Below are 16,682 nucleotides of genomic sequence, written 5' to 3'. Positions count from 1 at the left end.
TAATAGTTAATTCCCAGCCTCTTTTTGATGATCAGTAATTAGTCGACGTAAGGCTTGCGTTCGCTCAAAACGCCAAAAATGGTGAAGACAACGGCAACCAGCATGGTAGTCAGTTCACCGGCAAACCATGAACCGCTGGCAGCCTTAAGATTACCGACGAGCATCGGACCAAATGCGGCCAGCAGATAGCCCAATGATTGAGCCATGCCGGACAGTTTTCCCGTGTTAACCGGCGTCTTGGTCTTTAAACTGAACAGCGTCATGATCAGGGCAAACGTTGCCGAGGTTCCGATTGCCAAGATCAAACTGACAAAGACAAACCAGCCAAAGCTATGAAATGGCATCATCAAGCCAAGATACCCCAGAATCGTGAAGATACCGGCACCGAGAATCAGCGGTGTTCGATTGCTTAGCTTGGTTGCCCATAATGGCGCTAAAAAGGCTCCTGGCATGGAGAACAGCTGGAACAGCCCCGCGATCAGACTTGACTGATTGCTGCTTAAACCGGCACTGATTGCAATTGATGGCAGCCAGGCAACCGTTGTATAAAAGACGAATGATGACAGACCAAAGTAGACCAAAATCAGCCAAGCCGTCTTGTTTTTCCACATGTTGATGCCAGTACTGGTGGCTTCGCTGGTTCCACGCTGGTTGAAACGCAGATTTGGCAGCCATAATACCAATGTCGCCAACACCAGCATGCTGAGGAGCATTACTGAGAACTGCCAGCTGCTGTTTTGCGCAACTGGGGTAATGGCATAAGCACCAATTGCTGAGAAGAGCGCTAATGAAACATTATAAAGACTGGTCATTGAACCGATCTTGTCAGGCAGGTTTTCAGTGATGATGGCAGGCAGGAGCACATTCAAAAAAGTAATCCCAATGCCGACCAGCAGCGTGCCGATCATTAATGAAGCATAGTTGAGAACCCGCAGCCAAGAGCCGGCAAATAAGATCAGCAGGGCAATGGCAATCGTCAATTCATTGCCAAGCTTTTGTCCGATCATTGGTACTACGACCGCGACCAAACCAAAACAGATCAAAGGAATCGTAGTTAAAATCCCCAGACTGGTAGTGGCAACGTGAAATGAGGCGGCAATCTCGCCAACGATTGAAGGGATCGAGGTTACCGGCGTCCGCATGCAGGCGCCCAGCAGGAAAATGCCTAAAACCAGAAAGGCGCTGTGTTTGCGCGTGTTGTTCAAAATATCATTCCTTTCTTGATTAATGAATAGTTGGTTATTTATTTCCGCTTTTTTCTAAGACCACGTCATTGTAACATGAATCTGCACAAAGTTTAACGATTTACATGCAACAAAATCTATATGAACGTCAAAATGCAGTATTCGTCGCAATAAACGACCATTAGCGCTTACCTAGCTCTTTTTTGAATCGAAGTCGTGATTTGACGAATGACCCGTGGCTCCCTATAATTTAAAAGAACACTTTATCGGAGGAAAATTATGACGGCAAAAATCTATCCGTATTTGACTTTTGAAAATGCGCGCGAAGCCATGCATTATTACGTGGAACAATTTGGCGCCGAGATCATTTACCGTCAGCCGCTTTCAGCAGAACAAGCTGAAAATCTTGGCTTGGCATTGGATGATCTGGATGCCACGACAGCGCACGGTGAATTTTCAATTGTCGGACAGAAAATCGTCTGTGCCGATGCAACGATGGGCAATCCCCAGACTTCTTCGCTGATTTCCCTGCTTTTGGATTTTGGCGGTGATGAAGCAGGTGCCAAGGAATTATTTGATCGTTTGGCTGCCAGCGACGCACAGCGCGTAACCCTGCCTTTTGGACCGCATGAACTGGGCGGCAATCTGGGACAAATCGTTGATCAGTACGGCATTACCTGGCTGATCAGCGCAGGAATCCCACAAGAATAAATTGACGAAGCAAAAAGCGAATCTGGTCATTGACGACTGGATTCGCTTTTTACTATTCAAAGCTGGCGGGATCGGCAATCACGTTATCGATGCCATTAGGATTGCCTGACCATTTGAATTTATCGTACCAGATGGCATGTTCTTCGGTATCCAAAGTATCGATCTGCATGCATTCGGCTGGTGACAGTTCAAAATCAAAAAGATCGGCATTTTCCCGCATGCGTTGTGGGTGCGTGGTTTTAGGGATTACGATCAGATCATGCTGCAAAGCCCAGCGCGGTTCAACTTGAGCTGGCGTTTTTTGATGACTTTGCGCAATCTTTTCGATAATCGGTTCGTGAAGGAGCGTACCATTCCCCAGTGGCGACCAGGCTTCCATTTGGATATCATGCTGCTGGCAGAAATTGACGATGGCTGGCTGATGAATCTTGGGATTGAACTCGATTTGATTAATGGCGGGCGTGATCTGGGCATGGTCCAATAGATCACGCATGCGCTCAACATCGAAATTGCAGACACCGATTGCCTTGGCCTGACCATCGGCATAGATTCGTTCCATTGCCTGCCAGGTCTGGTTGTATAAGTCGTTGACCGGCCAGTGCATCAGTAACAGATCAACGTAATCGGTCTGCAAAGCTTGCAGCTGGCCTTCAAATCCTTTGCGTACGCGGTCGTAGTCGCCTTGATCGCCATTGTAGATCTTGGTAGTCAAGAAAACGCTGGCTCGGGTACGCCCGGTAGATTGAAAGGCATCCTGCATTCCTTGACCAACCGCGCTTTCATTGCCATACTGCTTGGCCGTGTCCAGCAGCACATAGTCGTTCGTCAGGGCATCGCAAACCATCTGCCGGGTCGTTTCAAGCGGGGTCTTCCAAACGCCCAGGCCAATCTGCGGCATTAAAAGACCATTGTTTAGCCGAACTTTTGGCTGCAAATTTTGATTCAAAAAATCATCTCCATTACTGCATGAAATCGATACCATTACTAATGCTATTATAAAACTATTTGTTCACGTGAAATATTAAGAATTTAAAAAAGCATGGCCAAAGACTGCCATGCCGAAAATATTGTTGATTAGGCGTTGACCTGTTGCCAGCGCTTGGTCAGAATAGCGTAGATCTGCTCAACATCCTGACTGGTACCACGCAGCTCGTAGTCAGCCAAGAATGGTACCTTGAATTCATAGGCATACTTGCGGGCTGTCAGACAGTACTGTTCGTTGAAATTGCGATTGCCGCTGCCAACCACGCCTAAGCACTTTTTGGCATTATCGTTTTCTGCGATGTATTCACCCAAAGCATTGGTCATCAGTTCTTTAACGCCAGAGTCAAAGCCATTGCCACCGTCCAGATAAGTTGGCACGAAAGCAAAAAATGGTTCGCTTTCGGCTGCCGGCAGTGTTTGATCGGTAATTTCCTTTAGATTGATGGTGGGCAGCTGCGGGTTGAAACTGTGCTGCTGTTGGGCGTATGCCTGCAAGCGGGTCAGAAATGAGCGGGTGTTGCCCTCGATAGAGATAAAAAGGATGTTCATGTCGTTTGATTTCCTCTTTCTTATTAATTAATAGTCGATAACTTATATTCTAGCCGATTTTTAGAGCAGTTGACACTGTCTTTTTAGTTTAAAAATGGTTTGGTGCCGCAACCACGTTATAATAAAAGCAAACGACTTAGAAAGGATGATTTTCCATGGTCGAAATAGTCACGCATAATTTGACGATTGAAGCCGATAATGGCAGTCGGTTGTCAAATATCGACCTGACGCTGCAGTCGCCTAACGTAGTAGCTTTTTGCAGTGATGATCCGCTGTTTGGTGAGACGCTGTTTTCATTGCTGCGCAAACATGGTCAGCCAACCAGTGGTATGATTCAGATCAACGACCAGCCTTTAAAGACTTTTCGCCATCCAGAAAAGTCGCTGGTGATGCTGGATGATCTTAGATTTAAGGATCGTTGGACGATTCAGCGTGCGATTCGTCAAGCGCAAAAAGGCAGTGCCAATTCAATTGATGATGAACAGGCCCGTCAGATTCTAAGCCAGTTTGATCTGGATTGGCAGCTTGTAATCAGAGGCCTCAATCGAAACCAAAAAATTGAGCTGAGCATAATTCTGCTGCTGGTCAAACAGCCGTCTGTTCTTTTGCTTGACCACGCAACGGATGGCTTGACACCGCGGGAAGCAAAGGCAGTTTGGCAGCTGTTGCGCAGTTATGCTCAAAAGACTGATGCATTGATCTTGATGACCAGCAGCAATATGACGACCATGATGAGCTGCGCTGATGACATTTATTATTTCAGCCGCGGCTATTTGACCTCGACACGCCATTTGCATCCCCAAAGCGGCGTTGACTGCGTAGTCACGGTTTTCGGCACTGGATTTCCGATTGAGACGGCCCAGAAGCTGGGAGCCAGAATTCTGGAAGAAGCGCCGCAAGAAACCCGTTTTTTATACGCGGGCAATATTCAAGCAATTCTGCCGCTGCTGGAGCAAAGTACGATTACTGACGTTCGGATTGAGGATGCCACGGTAGCAGACGAACTGATGACCTACTAGTAAAATGAGGTGAGATTATGAATCGAATCGTATTGATTGGGCGGCGTAATGATGGTTTGCGCGAGCGCCTGCTGTCATTGCTGCCGGATGCTGTGGTAGAGCCAAGTTTTCATTTTAAGCTGCAAAGCCAAGACGTCTTGTGCTGGCTGCCTAAGCCTGACGATCCGGTTGACCAGGATGTCTATGACCTGGTTGACCTGATTGATGACAGTAACGTAACGCCAGCAAAGATCGTAATGCTCTCAATTGCCGGCACAGCCGATGATGCCACTGATGGACAGCTGCAGAAATGGTATGGCAAATCGGCTTTGGATATGGTATTGGCTCATCAATATGCGATTAAGATGATTGACGAGCTGGAGTTTCCGTATGTGATCGTGCGGGCGCTGCCAATTGTTCCACGCGAAACAGCCTTAAAGATTATTGGCGAGGGCCAGCCGCTAACGGGACAGGCAGTTGGTTTAGCTCAGGCCGCCAATGTATTGAAGATGGCATTGACGACTGATCAATACCGCAATCAATCTGTGGGCATCGAAGACTAAATTATGAATGCTTTAACGACCAATCAAATGTAGTAATGCTGTATACTGGTTTCGAAGACTATCTAATTACTCGAAATGGAGGAACCAAAATGACGAGTTTTGAACGCTGGCAAGCTAACCTGGGCAAGATTCAGCTGCCACACTGGGATGAGCTGCCAGACTTGGATCTTTATGTCGACCAGGTTGTTGCCTTGGTTAATGATCGCGCTATGGGAATGGGCATCGCGCCGATTACCAAGTCGATGATCAACAACTATGTTAAAAAAGGCATCATCATGGCGCCAGTAAAAAAGAAGTACTCACGCTACCAGCTGGCCGCGGTGATTATGATTGCCATGCTCAAGGGCAGCTTTTCGATTCCTTCAATTCATGAGGGCATCAAACAGGTTACGATCAATAATTATCCGCAGCAGGCCTATGATCGCTTCGTCGACTTGATGAATGCCCGGCTGCATAATGAATCAGCAGCGGTCGACAATCAGCTTGACCCGGTGAATGACCAGCTGATCAATTACGTTGTGGAAACGCTGTTCAACCGGATGCAGGCTGCCGAGCTGCTAAAGACCATGCAGGAAACTCAACAGCCGCGCGACGTCAAGAAGGGCTAATCAAGTGCTTGAGCCAGTCTGGTTAGATAAGCATGACTCTGCAGCTGTTCTTGGCAGTCTTCCTGGTTGGAGAGATTGATCTCGTAAATGCTGGTAGCATCAGGATTCAAGCATGGCAAGACACCGCGCCAGTCAATCTTGCCGGTTCCCAGTGGCAGACTGTCATGGGTTTGCCCCATTGAATCGACCAAATGATAATGAACGATCTGGTCCTTTAAATGCCGCAGCGATTTTTGCAGGCCTTGATTATTGCCGTGCAGCCAGATGAAGCAATGCGAGATATCAAAGGCCAGCCGATAATGATGACTTAAAATCTCGTCTTCCATTGCTGGATCGCCATAGGCAAATACCGGCGCGATGGAGTTTTCAAACATGATGTGACTGCCGCCAGCTTTGGCAAAACGATCCAGGCGATCAAATGCAGCTTGCTGGGCGGCTACCAGATTAGGATAGCAGTCGATGTATTCAGTTGTTTCCTGAGCATAGGCGCCGTGAATCAGGCATTGAACGTCAAGATCCTTAGCCAAATCGATCAGCTGCATTGTGGTTTCTTCAACAAAACGATACAGTTCAGGAAACTGTTTTTCAGGGGCTACGATCTCAGCGTGGGTAGCGCCAAACTTCATTGGATGGTGCAGAACGATCCTGCTGACGCCACGGCTCTGCACGTATTGAACGGCTTCATATAAGTGCTGATAGCCATTGGGCGTGAAGTCGCTTGCGTCGGTGTAGAATTCATAGACGTCGGGATGATGCTGCAGCCGGTCGTCGATCTGAGCGCGTTGGCTGCTGCCCTTTAGTCCAAGCAGTATTTTCATTTTTTAATCGCCATCCTCTAAAACAGATTATCTTAATTATTATAGGGCAATCAGCGTGGAATACACGAGCTGATTGTTTTGCCAAGCCAAAGTTCCATTACTAAAATTAAAAAAGTCTAATTTTATATTGAATTTCTAATTTAATGGTTTTATAATGATGCCAATAACTTGGAAAACGGAGATGAAATCATGGTTCAAGCATTTGCTAAGGCAACGTCTTATCAACGCTATCTGTAAATGATAGTGGTTGTGTTCGTTATGGATGCAGGCACGCAACAGCTTGTATCCGCGGAAGCTTGACATGATGCCGCCGCGGGCCGTCCCGTGGCGATTGATGATTCATCAAATTTGCCGTCACGGAGCAGCGTGGCGGTTTTTATTTTGGAAAGGATGAATGGTCAATGGAACAGCGGCATTTGAAAATGACAGAAAGTTTCGGCGTAATCGTCGTTATGTTTTTGATTTTGGGAACTTTAATCATCAAATACAAAATGAGCCCGCAGATTCCGATTCTCTGCGTCTTTACGCTGCTTTTATTTTACGGCAGGTTGCGCGGCTTTACCTGGGAGCAGGTTATCGATGGGATTGCTGAAGGGATCAAACCAGGAATTATTCCGATGATGATCTTTATGATGATTGGGCTGTTGATCAGTACCTGGCTGGCCTCAGGAACGATTGCGACGATCATGGTTATTGGCTTTGATTTGGTTTCGGTCAAATTTTTTATCCCTACTGTCTTTTTGGCTTGCGGCATCGTTGGCATCATCGTGGGTAATGCATTTACGACGATTTCAACGCTGGGCCTGGCCTTTATGGGAATTGGCCACGTTCTAGGCTTTAGCGATGCAATGACGGCTGGGGCCATCGTCGCGGGCGGCTTTTTGGGCAATAATCTATCACCGCTGTCCGATACTTCCAATCTAACCACGAGTCTGATCGGTAATCGCGTTCCGGAACATTTGAAAAACACCGCTAAATCCGCGATCCCCGCAGCAATTGCGGCTGCCGTGATCTACGCGGTAATCGGCTTTAAAAATATCAATGCGGACCTTTCACGTGTTGACGTTATCAGCAGCGCGCTCAAATCCAGTTTTCATGTTGGTGCTTGGTCGCTGCTGCCGATTCTGGTACTTTTGGTTATGTCGTTAAGACAGGTGCCGGCAATTCCTACTTTATTGGCTGGCTCGTTTACGGCCCTGGTTTTGACCAAGATCTGGACGCCATCGCTCTCGTTTGCTCAGATCAGCAGTTTGTTGATGAATGGCTTTCAGATGCATGGGAGTAAGCTGCTTGACTCGTTGATGTCTGGTGGCGGCATTACTCATATGCTGAACTCGATTGCACTGATCCTTTGTGCCTTGTCGATGGGCGGGCTTTTGATGAAGTACGGAGTCGTCGATCAATTGCTGATTGCCCTGCAGAAACTGGTCAATACGCCATTTAAGCTGGTTTTGGCAACGATCGTCAGTGGGGTCGCCGTCAATGTGATGATTGGCGAGGAATACCTTTCTGAAATTCTGCCAGGTACGGCTTTCAAATCAGCTTACGAAGAACAGCAGCTTTCCCAAAACATGCTGACGCGCTCATTAGTAGCTGGCGGGGCCGACATCAATCCACTGGTACCCTGGAGCGTCAGTGGCATCTTCATTGCTGGAACCTTAAGCATGCATGACTACGGCTACGTTGCCTTTACGCTCTACCCGCTGCTTAATCCATTGGTGACTCTGCTTTTAGCAGCATTGCCAAAATCGAAAAAACAGCAGGCGACGGCTTGATCAAAAACAGTCAAAACCCCCGCATCTCGGCTGAAATGCGGGGGTTTAGTAATGTTAGAGATTCTTGTCCATAATAAAGGTCAGTTTTGAAAGCTCCAGACCGTGCATGATCAGCTGGCTCATCAGCTCTTTGGTGCGTTTAGCCATTTCGGCAACCATTTCATGCGTCTTCTCGCTTAAAACGTCACTTGCTTTATTGTTGTCCATTCCTTCAGCAAGTGGGGCAGTTTCATCGATCCACTTGTAGAAGTATTGGCGGGCGTCTTTGAGGTAGTCAAGATCAGCCTGCAAAAACTCTGCATGATGGCTTTCAACGATCATAGAAAGTGCCCGGTACATCCAGTAGGCGCTCTTCAGATTCATGTTGAGCTCTTTAGGCGTGTTCTTGTAGCTGGCATCGACATCCGCGGCATTGCCAAAGAATGGAACGTATGGCGTGAACGTTGGAATCCCAAAGCTCATCCACATGATCGTTGAGGCTGCTTCTGGCAGATCAGGGCGAACCTGCAGAATGTGCGAGTTTTGGGTTCGATTCAAAGAAATTGGCCGGAACATGTGCTTTTCTTCATCCGTACCGTGGCCCAGCGGATCGTAAGGCGTGTTTTGGTAGTGACTGCTCAAAACTTCTTCAACGTCTTCCAGAGTAATCTTGTGGTCGGCCTTCATAACAAATGGCAGATCAAAGTCCAGGGGATCCATCTCAACGTCTGGGCTCAGAACCTTGTGACCATACCATTGCCGAGGCGTGTTGTAGTGCTGGTCAAAAACGGTCGCTGTACCAAAAATGTGGCGGAAGTTCCAGCCATCGCGATCCGGATTCAGATGGTGTTCTGCCACGAACTCGCGAATCGTGTCATCCCACATAAAGTTATCAGGATCATTGAAATCAACTTCCTGAATGGCGATGCGGTTGCCGGTTACCGCGTAGCAGTCATCAGGAATTCGCTGGGCAACCCAGTGATGACCAGTAATGATTTCCATATACCAGACATCGTTTTTGTCACTGAAGATTACGCCATTGCCTTCTGCAGAGCCGTATTTTTTGATCAATTGTCCCAGGTACTGAACCCCTTCGCGCGCGCTGTTGATAAAGGGCAAAGTGGCGGCAACGATCAGATCTTCGTTGATGCCGGTATCTTCAACCAATGGATCAAAGGCCAGCACCCGTTCATTAGAATAGGTACTTTCCGTGGCGCTCATGCCAACGTTCTTTTCGTTAAAGCCGCTTTCATCAAAGACGCCTTCCGTTTTGTAGTTGACGTTGGGCGTTCCTTGGTAGCGGTAACCATCGGCAGGACGATCAACCACGCATTTGTTAAGGTAGGCCTTAACCTGGTTGGGCTGGTTATGGTATGCCGGGTAGGTAACGAAGCGCTGTGGAGTCAGGGGACCAAACGTATCATCGTTACGGGCAGCCATGGTTGAGCCATCAATGGTAGCATTTTTACCGACTAAAACCGTAGTGCAGGCAGACAGATTTTTCTTCATTCTTTAGACCTTCTTTTTTTTACAAAGATTCCTAATTGCATTATAAAAATAATTCTAAGCGTATCTGAATAGCAGGTCAATTATCCCAAACGGCTCAGCAGACTCAAAATTCCCAGCATCAGCAGATTGATCAACAGGGCAAATGCCAATGACCAATAAAAAGGAGCCAGCCAGGTTCGCAAAGTCTGGGCAACGACTGATCCCGTCGTAAACTGACAAAGAATCAATGCCGCTGCCAAAAAGGCAATAAGCAAAGTCATCAGACCAGTGGCGGAGTTTTCCAGATCGGCACTGCTAAGATCAAAACCGCCAATGGCAATGTTGCCGATCAAAATCAGCCATAGAATCGTGCGGCCAGCCGCCAGATGAATCTGCGGCGCCTCAGTCTGAGTAATCAGGGCATGCCAAAGCGTAAAGATTCCAGGAACCAGCCATTGGGTCAGACCAATGATTGCCAGCGTACAGCCAACAACTGGAGCAATCCCGATAAAGACATTGCCAACACGCTGATAAAAACTGCGCTCGTTCCAGGCGTGATTGACATAGCCAAGAGCGTTGTCAGCTGGATTATGCGGATCAGGCACATGCAGCAGCCGAAAACTGACGATCTGATGGCCGAAAAACAATGCCGTCAGCAGATGACTCAGCTCATGAATGACAACGCCAATGCCGCCAAGAAGGATCTGAGCATAAAAGCCGCCGATGACAACGGACAGGGCCTTGTTGCGGCGACTGATCATAACGGTTAATGTCCCTAAGAGTACTGGGATCATTACCAAAAAGAGTCCCAGCGCGCCTAAGACTTTAAAATAGCCGTTCATGATCTTTTAATGCTGCTGCAGGTCGGCAAACTGGGCATGAACCAATTCAGCCAGTGCTTCGGCATTGACGGCGACGGAACGACCAATCTGACCAGATGAGACGTAGATCTGCTCGCTGGCTTTGGCATCATTGTCGATAAAGATCGGGTACTTATGCTTTTCCCAGATGCCAACGGGGGTATTGGCGCCGTGAACGTAGCCGGTCGTCTTAAGCAGATTTTTTAATGGAACCATGTCGACTTTTTTGTTGCCGGAAACCCGCGCTAAGGCCTTTTCATCAAGGTGGCTGTCAATTGGCACTACGCCGACTAATGGTCCGGTGGTTGGCCCTTCCAGTACCAGCGTCTTATAGATCAGATGCTCATCGATGCCCAGGTGATCAACTTGCAATGACCGGACATCGCCATCTTCAAATGTTGGAAAGACTATTTGCTGATAGGGGATGTGGTGCTTATCAAGAATCTGTTCGACTTGAGTTTTTTTAATGCGTTGTTTTTTCTTACTCATAAATGGTCTCCTTAAATAAATTGAAATATCAGCCAGGTAATTAATCAAAAACTGCAAGCCCATTATGACATGAGTTGTCAGAATTGATAAGGCGATGATTAGGTGTCCAATTAAAGATTGGGTATTAAATTTCAAGTTTTTGTCAAATCTGGGACGGACCAATTAACGTAAAAATGGTAACCAATTATCATGAGATTTGATATACTATGAACTGATTTAGATACTACAAGTTAAGACAGGGGTCGATGGACCGACCGAGGGGTAATTACATGGCAGACTTAGTATACCGCTCAGTAATGCGCGATATAAAACATAAGATACTCAATGGCGACTATGCGAATATGAAGCTTCCCGATGAACGCAGCCTTAGCAGCGACTACGGGGTCAGCCGCAGTTCCATCAAGCGGGCATTGGGAATCTTGGCGCAGCAGGGCATCATTTTTAAGAAACGTGGTTCGGGGACCTTTATCAACCCGCTCTATTTAAAAAATCAAGCGATGTTTCGCTATGAGGGCAGCAATCTGGGGATTACCGACAGTTTCAAGCTTGATGGCAAGAAACAGGGCATCAAGCTTTTGAATTATCAAGTCGTGCCGGCCAGCCAAGAAATTCAACAGGATCTTTTTTTAAACGACAATGATTTTGTCTATCAAATCAAACGGCTGCGCTTGATTGACGATCAGCCGTTCATGATTGAAACGGGTTATATTCCAATTAAAATCATGCCGACGCTTTCGCCAGCCATTGTCGAAGGATCGATCTTCAACTATTTGGAAGAATCACAGAATAAAACTGTTACGCGCTCATTTATGACGATTTCGGTTTCGCCTTCCAATGATGAGGACCAAAAAGAGCTGCATCTGGAACCTACCGAGCCAGTCGGTATTATGGAAGGCGTCTTTTTCCTGGATGATGGAACGCCATTTGAAGTCTCAAACATGCGCGTGCATTATCAATACATGAAATATAATACGTTTGTCAATCTAAACCAGGATTAGGGGGATCAATTTGATTAAGGCAATTGCCGTTGATATGGACGGTACTTTTTTAAATTCACAAAGCACGTTTGATCGACCGCTGTTTGAAAAAGTCTATGCTCAGCTGCAGGCAAAAGACGTTGAATTTGTCGTCGCCAGCGGCAATCCAATCTATCAGCTGGTTGAAAAACGCTTTCCCAAAGAAGCAGATGGCATGGCTTTCGTTGCTGAAAACGGGGTTGAGCTGATTGATCGTGGTCAAGAGATCTACTGTGGTCAGTTTACTAAAGAACAGGTTGAGACGCTGGTTGCGTTTTTCCGCTCTATCCCAGGCGGCCATTTGATTATTTCGGGACGGCATCATGCCTTTGCATTTGCCGATGAAGACCCATTATTTGTAAAACGCGTTCAGCCGCATTATATCCACATGCAGCAAATCAATTCATTGGCTGATATTGATGATCCGGTAGTTAAGTTTATGATGGATGTTCCGCCAAAAGAAACCAGATTTTGGATGGATGAGGTCATCAAGCGGTTTGGCAAGATCGTTCATCCCGTATCAAGCGGCTATGGCAACATGGACTTGATCATTCCTGGGATGGATAAGGCAACCGGCTTGAAGCGGCTTTTGGCAGCTCGTGGTTGGCAGCCCAGTCAGCTGATGGCGTTTGGGGATGGACAAAACGATGCCACCATGCTGAAATTAGCCGGCGAGAGCTATGCCATGGCGCAAAGTGCTCCTGAAGCCATTGCGGCCGCCAAATTCCGCTGCGGCAGCAATGATGAGAACGGCGTGTTAAATAAGATCATTGAACGTTTTGATTTGAACGTTTAAAAGCCGGCCCGATTTGAGGCGGGCTTTTTTGGTTTCTTAGCAAAAATTTAGAGTGAAAAACACGCCTTTTTCGCAGAAATTCTGCTAAAATTTGGGTGTTCAATCAATCGGAGCAGCTTTGGTAAAGCCTTTTATAATAAAGGCTGAAATGGATTTTTAATAATTGGACCGTATCAATTTTCAAAAAGGTTGACTTTTAGAAAAAATCCTATATCATAGATAGCGTAAATTGATTGAGGTTTACGAGACGTTATAGTCAGAACGTAGTTATTTTATTTAAGGAGTGTAATATCGATGGCAGTAAATTACGATTCCAAGGAATACTTGGAAACTGTTGACGCTTACTGGCGGGCAGCCAACTACCTTTCTGTTGGTACGCTGTTCCTGATGCACAACCCACTGCTGCGTCGCGAACTGAAGCCTTCCGACGTTAAGCCAAAGCCAATTGGTCACTGGGGTACGATTGTTCCTCAAAACTTCATTTATGCACACTTGAACCGTGTTATCAAGAAATACAATGTAAACATGTTCTACATTGAAGGTTCAGGTCACGGTGGCCAAGTTATGGTCAACAACTCTTACCTGGACGGTTCCTACACGGAAATCTACCCAGAAATCACCCAAGACGAAGCTGGTATGGCTAAGCTGTTCAAGCACTTCTCCTTCCCAGGTGGTACTGCTTCACACGCTGCTCCTGAAACGCCAGGTTCACTGCACGAAGGTGGGGAACTGGGTTACTCCCTGTCCCACGGTGTAGGTGCAATTCTGGACAACCCAGACCAAATCGCAGCTGTTGAAATCGGTGACGGTGAAGCCGAAACTGGTCCTCTGGCTGCTTCCTGGTTCTCTGACAAGTTCATCAACCCAATCAAGGATGGTGCCGTTCTGCCTATCCTGCAAATCAACGGTTTCAAGATCTCCAACCCAACGATCCTGGCTCGGATGAGCGATGAAGAACTTACTAAGTACTTCGAAGGTATGGGCTGGAAGCCATACTTCGTTTCCGCTTACAACGGCGAAGGCTTTGATGGCTACAAGGACACCATGGAAGTTCACGAAGAAATGGCTAAGACGATGGATGCTGCTATTGAAGACATCCTGGCTATCCAAAAGCACGCTCGTGAAACTGGTGACGACTCCATGCCACAATGGCCAATGGTAATCCTGCGCGCACCTAAGGGTTGGACTGGTCCTAAGAAGGACTTGGATGGTAACCCAATCGAAAACTCATTCCGTGCTCACCAAATTCCAATTCCAGTCGCACAAGACGACATGGAACACAAGGACATGCTGATCAACTGGCTGAAGTCCTACAAGCCAGAAGAACTGTTCGACGAAAACGGTGCTCCAGTTGCCAAGGTTACGGCTAACACGCCAGAAGGCAACAAGCGGATGGCTATGAACCCAATCACTAACGGTGGTTTGGATCCTAAGCCACTGGTTATGCCAGACTACCGCAAGTACGCTGTTGACGTACAAGGCCATGGTGTTGTTAAGAAGCAAGACATGATCGAATGGGGCAAGTACCTGGACGAAATGTTCAAGCTGAACCCAGACAACTTCCGCGGCTTTGGTCCTGACGAATCCAAGTCCAACCGTCTGTACGCTGTTCTGGACAACGACAAGCGTCAATGGATGGAAGACATTCACGAACCAAACGATGAAGACTTGGCACGTCAAGGTCGGATGATCGACTCACAACTTTCCGAACACCAAGCAGAAGGTTGGCTGGAAGGTTACACGCTGACTGGTCGTCACGGTTTCTTCGCTACTTACGAATCATTCGGTCGTGTCGTTGACTCCATGCTGACTCAACACCTGAAGTGGATGCGTAAGGCTAAGGAACAATACTGGCGTCATGACTACCCAGCATTGAACTTTGTTGACACTTCTACGGTATTCCAACAAGACCACAACGGTTACACTCACCAAGATCCAGGTCTGTTGACTCACCTGTACGAAAAGGAACGTGCTGACCTGGTTAAGGAATACCTGCCAGCCGACACTAACGAACTGCTGGCTGTATCCGACAAGGCCTTCAACGACCGCGAATGCATCAACGTCTTCGTTACGTCCAAGCACCCACGTCTGCAATGGTTCTCCATCGACGAAGCTACTAACATCGTTAACCACGGTCTGGGCTACGTTGACTGGGCATCTACTGACCAAGGCGCAGAACCAGATGTTGTCTTCGTATCTGCTGGTACGGAACCAACTGAAGAAGCTCTGGCAGCTATCGACATTCTGCACGACAACTTCCCAGAACTGAAGATTCGTTACATCAACGTTGTTGAAATCATGAAGCTGATGACGCCTGACAAGAACGCTGAAGGTCTGACTGACGAAGAATTCGACCGTTACTTCACGGCTGACAAGCCAGTTATCTTCGCATGGCACGGCTTCCGTGACATGATCCAAAGCCTGTTCTTTGACCGTCACAACCACAACGTTCACATCCACAGCTACCAAGAAAATGGTGACATCACGACGCCATTTGACATGCGTGTGCTGAACGAACTTGACCGGTTCCACCTGGCTAAGGACGCTATCCTGAGCGTACCTGGCTACGAACAAAAGGCTGCTGCCTTCGTAAACGAAATGGACAACATGGTTGACAAGCACAACCACTACATCCGTACTGAAGGTAAGGACCTGCCAGAAGTTGAAGACTGGACTTGGAAGGGTCTGAAGTAATTTAACTTCGCTCGACTAAAACCTTAATATGAAAGCCGCTCGATTCATTTGAATCGGGCGGCTTTTGTTTTGCAATTTTTTAGGCCGATATCAGTGCAAAGAATGTTTATTGATCTAAATCAATTTTTTATCGAATCAGCTTCGTTTATACTTGGGATACCAACTTTAAGGGGCGACAATTATGACAAATCACATTCATCATCATCAACAGCATCTTTGTGTTGCGACCGTACCGTTGTTTAATCAGCTGGCTTTATCTGATCAGCAGAAAGTCGAAAGTCTGGTGCGTCATCATCGGTTTAGTCGTGGCGACCAGATTTTAACGCCGGCTCAAGCAGGGAAAATGATTATTGTGGAAAGCGGCGCGGTCAAGATCTATCAACTTTCGCCATCTGGACAGGAACAGATGCAAAGAATGCTGGCAGCCGGTGAACACGACGGCGAGGCCTGGCTGTTTGGAATTGAGAATACCGATACCTTTGCCCAGGCAGAGCAAACTTCTGAGATCTGTACGATATCCTATGAAGATTTTGCTAAGTTACTGAACCAGTATCCTTCAATTGCCATGCGGCTGCTGCAGCTGACTTTAAAAAGGAATCGGCAGCTGGCGATGCAAAATCATCTGTTGGGGATGGATTCGGTTGAAGAACGGCTTAAGGATTATTTGAAAGAACAGATGCAGGCAAAACATTCAAGCGAGTTTATGCTGTCAATGAAGCTAAAAGACCTGGCGACCTATCTTGGTACAACGCCAGAAACGATTTCGCGCAAGCTTAAGGTTCTTGAGCGTCAAGGATTGATCAGGCATTCAGCCCGTAAGATTGAAATCTTGACCGAGTTTTAAGATTCGGTGCTGCAGTAACGCCAATGCAAACGCTTAAATAATGGTGGAAATGAAAATGATAACGGTTTATAATATACGAAGTTAATATATGTCAAACGGTTGACATTTAGAGAATTGATGAGGGGGACAAAAATTATGCCACAAATCATTAAAGGAATTGCCGCCAGTGACGGTATTGGAATTGCTAAAGCATATCTGCTGATCGATCCGGATCTGAGCTTTGAAAAGAAAACGATTGATGATCCGGCTGCGGAATATGAGCGAGTTGAAAAAGCCTTCAGCGCCTCGATTGCCGACCTGGCCACCATCAAGCAGAACGCCAAGAG

Annotated in this window: 17 protein-coding genes; 10 read left to right on the top strand and 7 right to left on the bottom strand. The window is 47.0% G+C overall.

Features of this window, described 5'->3' with window-relative positions; all coding sequences use genetic code 11:
* Window positions 1–38: 38 nt before the first annotated feature.
* Window positions 39–1,205 (bottom strand): CynX/NimT family MFS transporter, encoded by a 1,167-nt coding sequence (locus FC47_RS09295; RefSeq protein ID WP_006500810.1) that lies wholly within the window; start codon window positions 1,203–1,205, stop codon window positions 39–41.
* 258 nt (window positions 1,206–1,463) lie between these two features.
* Between FC47_RS09295 and FC47_RS09290 the strand changes: the two genes are divergently transcribed.
* Window positions 1,464–1,895: a VOC family protein gene (locus FC47_RS09290; protein ID WP_006500809.1), complete on the top strand. Its 432-nt coding sequence runs from the start codon at window positions 1,464–1,466 to the stop codon at window positions 1,893–1,895.
* 52 nt (window positions 1,896–1,947) lie between these two features.
* Here the strand turns inward: FC47_RS09290 and FC47_RS09285 are convergent, their stop codons facing one another.
* Together FC47_RS09285 and nrdI are read right to left on the bottom strand one after the other, a co-directional pair.
* Window positions 1,948–2,877, bottom strand: coding sequence for an aldo/keto reductase (locus FC47_RS09285; protein WP_056968717.1), 930 nt, complete (start codon window positions 2,875–2,877; stop codon window positions 1,948–1,950).
* A 92-nt stretch (window positions 2,878–2,969) separates the two neighbouring features.
* The gene (gene nrdI / locus FC47_RS09280; protein ID WP_033934976.1) at window positions 2,970–3,428 is read right to left on the bottom strand and encodes a class Ib ribonucleoside-diphosphate reductase assembly flavoprotein NrdI; all 459 of its coding nucleotides are present in this window, start codon (window positions 3,426–3,428) and stop codon (window positions 2,970–2,972) included.
* A gap of 155 nt (window positions 3,429–3,583) precedes the next feature.
* Here nrdI and FC47_RS09275 point away from each other — a divergent pair, with 155 nt between their 5' ends.
* The 3 genes from FC47_RS09275 to FC47_RS09265 all read left to right on the top strand — a co-directional run bounded on the left by FC47_RS09275 (window position 3,584) and on the right by FC47_RS09265 (window position 5,597).
* Window positions 3,584–4,447: an ATP-binding cassette domain-containing protein gene (locus FC47_RS09275; RefSeq protein WP_048345717.1), complete on the top strand. Its 864-nt coding sequence runs from the start codon at window positions 3,584–3,586 to the stop codon at window positions 4,445–4,447.
* Window positions 4,448–4,464: 17 nt separating this feature from the next.
* Window positions 4,465–4,989 carry a hypothetical protein gene (locus FC47_RS09270; RefSeq protein ID WP_006500805.1) on the top strand — a complete coding sequence of 175 codons (525 nt, stop codon included), beginning with the start codon at window positions 4,465–4,467 and terminating at the stop codon, window positions 4,987–4,989.
* Window positions 4,990–5,078: 89 nt separating this feature from the next.
* Window positions 5,079–5,597 (top strand): DUF1836 domain-containing protein, encoded by a 519-nt coding sequence (locus FC47_RS09265; protein WP_006500804.1) that lies wholly within the window; start codon window positions 5,079–5,081, stop codon window positions 5,595–5,597.
* Here FC47_RS09265 and FC47_RS09260 read toward each other — a convergent pair.
* A complete protein-coding gene (locus FC47_RS09260; protein WP_056968716.1) occupies window positions 5,594–6,415 on the bottom strand; it encodes a sugar phosphate isomerase/epimerase family protein in 822 nt (273 codons plus the stop codon). The genes FC47_RS09265 and FC47_RS09260 overlap by 4 nt on opposite strands.
* A gap of 401 nt (window positions 6,416–6,816) precedes the next feature.
* Here FC47_RS09260 and FC47_RS09255 point away from each other — a divergent pair, with 401 nt between their 5' ends.
* Window positions 6,817–8,190, top strand: a complete 1,374-nt coding sequence (locus tag FC47_RS09255) for a Na+/H+ antiporter NhaC family protein (protein ID WP_056968715.1) — start codon at window positions 6,817–6,819, stop codon at window positions 8,188–8,190.
* A 54-nt stretch (window positions 8,191–8,244) separates the two neighbouring features.
* Here FC47_RS09255 and FC47_RS09250 read toward each other — a convergent pair whose 3' ends face one another.
* From FC47_RS09250 to ybaK, 3 genes are all read right to left on the bottom strand, one after another.
* A complete protein-coding gene (locus tag FC47_RS09250; RefSeq protein ID WP_056968714.1) occupies window positions 8,245–9,678 on the bottom strand; it encodes a C69 family dipeptidase in 1,434 nt (477 codons plus the stop codon).
* Window positions 9,679–9,758: 80 nt separating this feature from the next.
* Window positions 9,759–10,499 (bottom strand): hypothetical protein, encoded by a 741-nt coding sequence (locus FC47_RS09245; protein ID WP_033934981.1) that lies wholly within the window; start codon window positions 10,497–10,499, stop codon window positions 9,759–9,761.
* Between the two features lie 6 nt (window positions 10,500–10,505).
* Window positions 10,506–11,006, bottom strand: coding sequence for a Cys-tRNA(Pro) deacylase (ybaK, locus tag FC47_RS09240; protein WP_006500799.1), 501 nt, complete (start codon window positions 11,004–11,006; stop codon window positions 10,506–10,508).
* 269 nt (window positions 11,007–11,275) lie between these two features.
* Between ybaK and FC47_RS09235 the strand changes: the two genes are divergently transcribed.
* From FC47_RS09235 to FC47_RS09215, 5 genes are all read left to right on the top strand, one after another.
* A complete protein-coding gene (locus FC47_RS09235; protein WP_056968712.1) occupies window positions 11,276–12,004 on the top strand; it encodes a GntR family transcriptional regulator in 729 nt (242 codons plus the stop codon).
* 10 nt (window positions 12,005–12,014) lie between these two features.
* Window positions 12,015–12,818, top strand: coding sequence for a Cof-type HAD-IIB family hydrolase (locus tag FC47_RS09230; RefSeq protein ID WP_081036774.1), 804 nt, complete (start codon window positions 12,015–12,017; stop codon window positions 12,816–12,818).
* Between the two features lie 294 nt (window positions 12,819–13,112).
* Window positions 13,113–15,512, top strand: coding sequence for a phosphoketolase family protein (locus tag FC47_RS09225; protein WP_034541162.1), 2,400 nt, complete (start codon window positions 13,113–13,115; stop codon window positions 15,510–15,512).
* 181 nt (window positions 15,513–15,693) lie between these two features.
* On the top strand, window positions 15,694–16,356 hold the full coding sequence (locus tag FC47_RS09220; protein ID WP_056968711.1) for a Crp/Fnr family transcriptional regulator: 663 nt from the start codon (window positions 15,694–15,696) through the stop codon (window positions 16,354–16,356).
* Window positions 16,357–16,491: 135 nt separating this feature from the next.
* Window positions 16,492–16,682, top strand: a 191-nt coding sequence (locus FC47_RS09215; protein WP_275453125.1) for a phosphoenolpyruvate-utilizing N-terminal domain-containing protein, incomplete at its 3' end; no start/stop codon positions are given.

Origin of the sequence: Limosilactobacillus mucosae DSM 13345, assembly GCF_001436025.1 — a bacterium.
In the GTDB taxonomy this organism is placed as follows: domain Bacteria; phylum Bacillota; class Bacilli; order Lactobacillales; family Lactobacillaceae; genus Limosilactobacillus; species Limosilactobacillus mucosae.
Note: the sequence above shows the minus strand (reverse complement) of the source record. Positions and strands in the feature narration are given on the sequence as shown.

What these genes read in the sequence shown, in the direction of transcription:
- FC47_RS09290 (WP_006500809.1), top strand. Translation starts at nt 1,464, where the DNA reads ATGACGGCAAAAATCTATCCGTATTTGACTTTTGAAAATGCGCGCGAA.
- FC47_RS09285 (WP_056968717.1), bottom strand. Translation starts at nt 2,877, where the DNA reads ATGGTATCGATTTCATGCAGTAATGGAGATGATTTTTTGAATCAAAAT.
- nrdI (WP_033934976.1), bottom strand. Translation starts at nt 3,428, where the DNA reads ATGAACATCCTTTTTATCTCTATCGAGGGCAACACCCGCTCATTTCTG.
- FC47_RS09275 (WP_048345717.1), top strand. Translation starts at nt 3,584, where the DNA reads ATGGTCGAAATAGTCACGCATAATTTGACGATTGAAGCCGATAATGGC.
- FC47_RS09270 (WP_006500805.1), top strand. Translation starts at nt 4,465, where the DNA reads ATGAATCGAATCGTATTGATTGGGCGGCGTAATGATGGTTTGCGCGAG.
- FC47_RS09265 (WP_006500804.1), top strand. Translation starts at nt 5,079, where the DNA reads ATGACGAGTTTTGAACGCTGGCAAGCTAACCTGGGCAAGATTCAGCTG.
- FC47_RS09260 (WP_056968716.1), bottom strand. Translation starts at nt 6,415, where the DNA reads ATGAAAATACTGCTTGGACTAAAGGGCAGCAGCCAACGCGCTCAGATC.
- FC47_RS09255 (WP_056968715.1), top strand. Translation starts at nt 6,817, where the DNA reads ATGGAACAGCGGCATTTGAAAATGACAGAAAGTTTCGGCGTAATCGTC.
- FC47_RS09250 (WP_056968714.1), bottom strand. Translation starts at nt 9,678, where the DNA reads ATGAAGAAAAATCTGTCTGCCTGCACTACGGTTTTAGTCGGTAAAAAT.
- FC47_RS09245 (WP_033934981.1), bottom strand. Translation starts at nt 10,499, where the DNA reads ATGAACGGCTATTTTAAAGTCTTAGGCGCGCTGGGACTCTTTTTGGTA.
- ybaK (WP_006500799.1), bottom strand. Translation starts at nt 11,006, where the DNA reads ATGAGTAAGAAAAAACAACGCATTAAAAAAACTCAAGTCGAACAGATT.
- FC47_RS09235 (WP_056968712.1), top strand. Translation starts at nt 11,276, where the DNA reads ATGGCAGACTTAGTATACCGCTCAGTAATGCGCGATATAAAACATAAG.
- FC47_RS09225 (WP_034541162.1), top strand. Translation starts at nt 13,113, where the DNA reads ATGGCAGTAAATTACGATTCCAAGGAATACTTGGAAACTGTTGACGCT.
- FC47_RS09220 (WP_056968711.1), top strand. Translation starts at nt 15,694, where the DNA reads ATGACAAATCACATTCATCATCATCAACAGCATCTTTGTGTTGCGACC.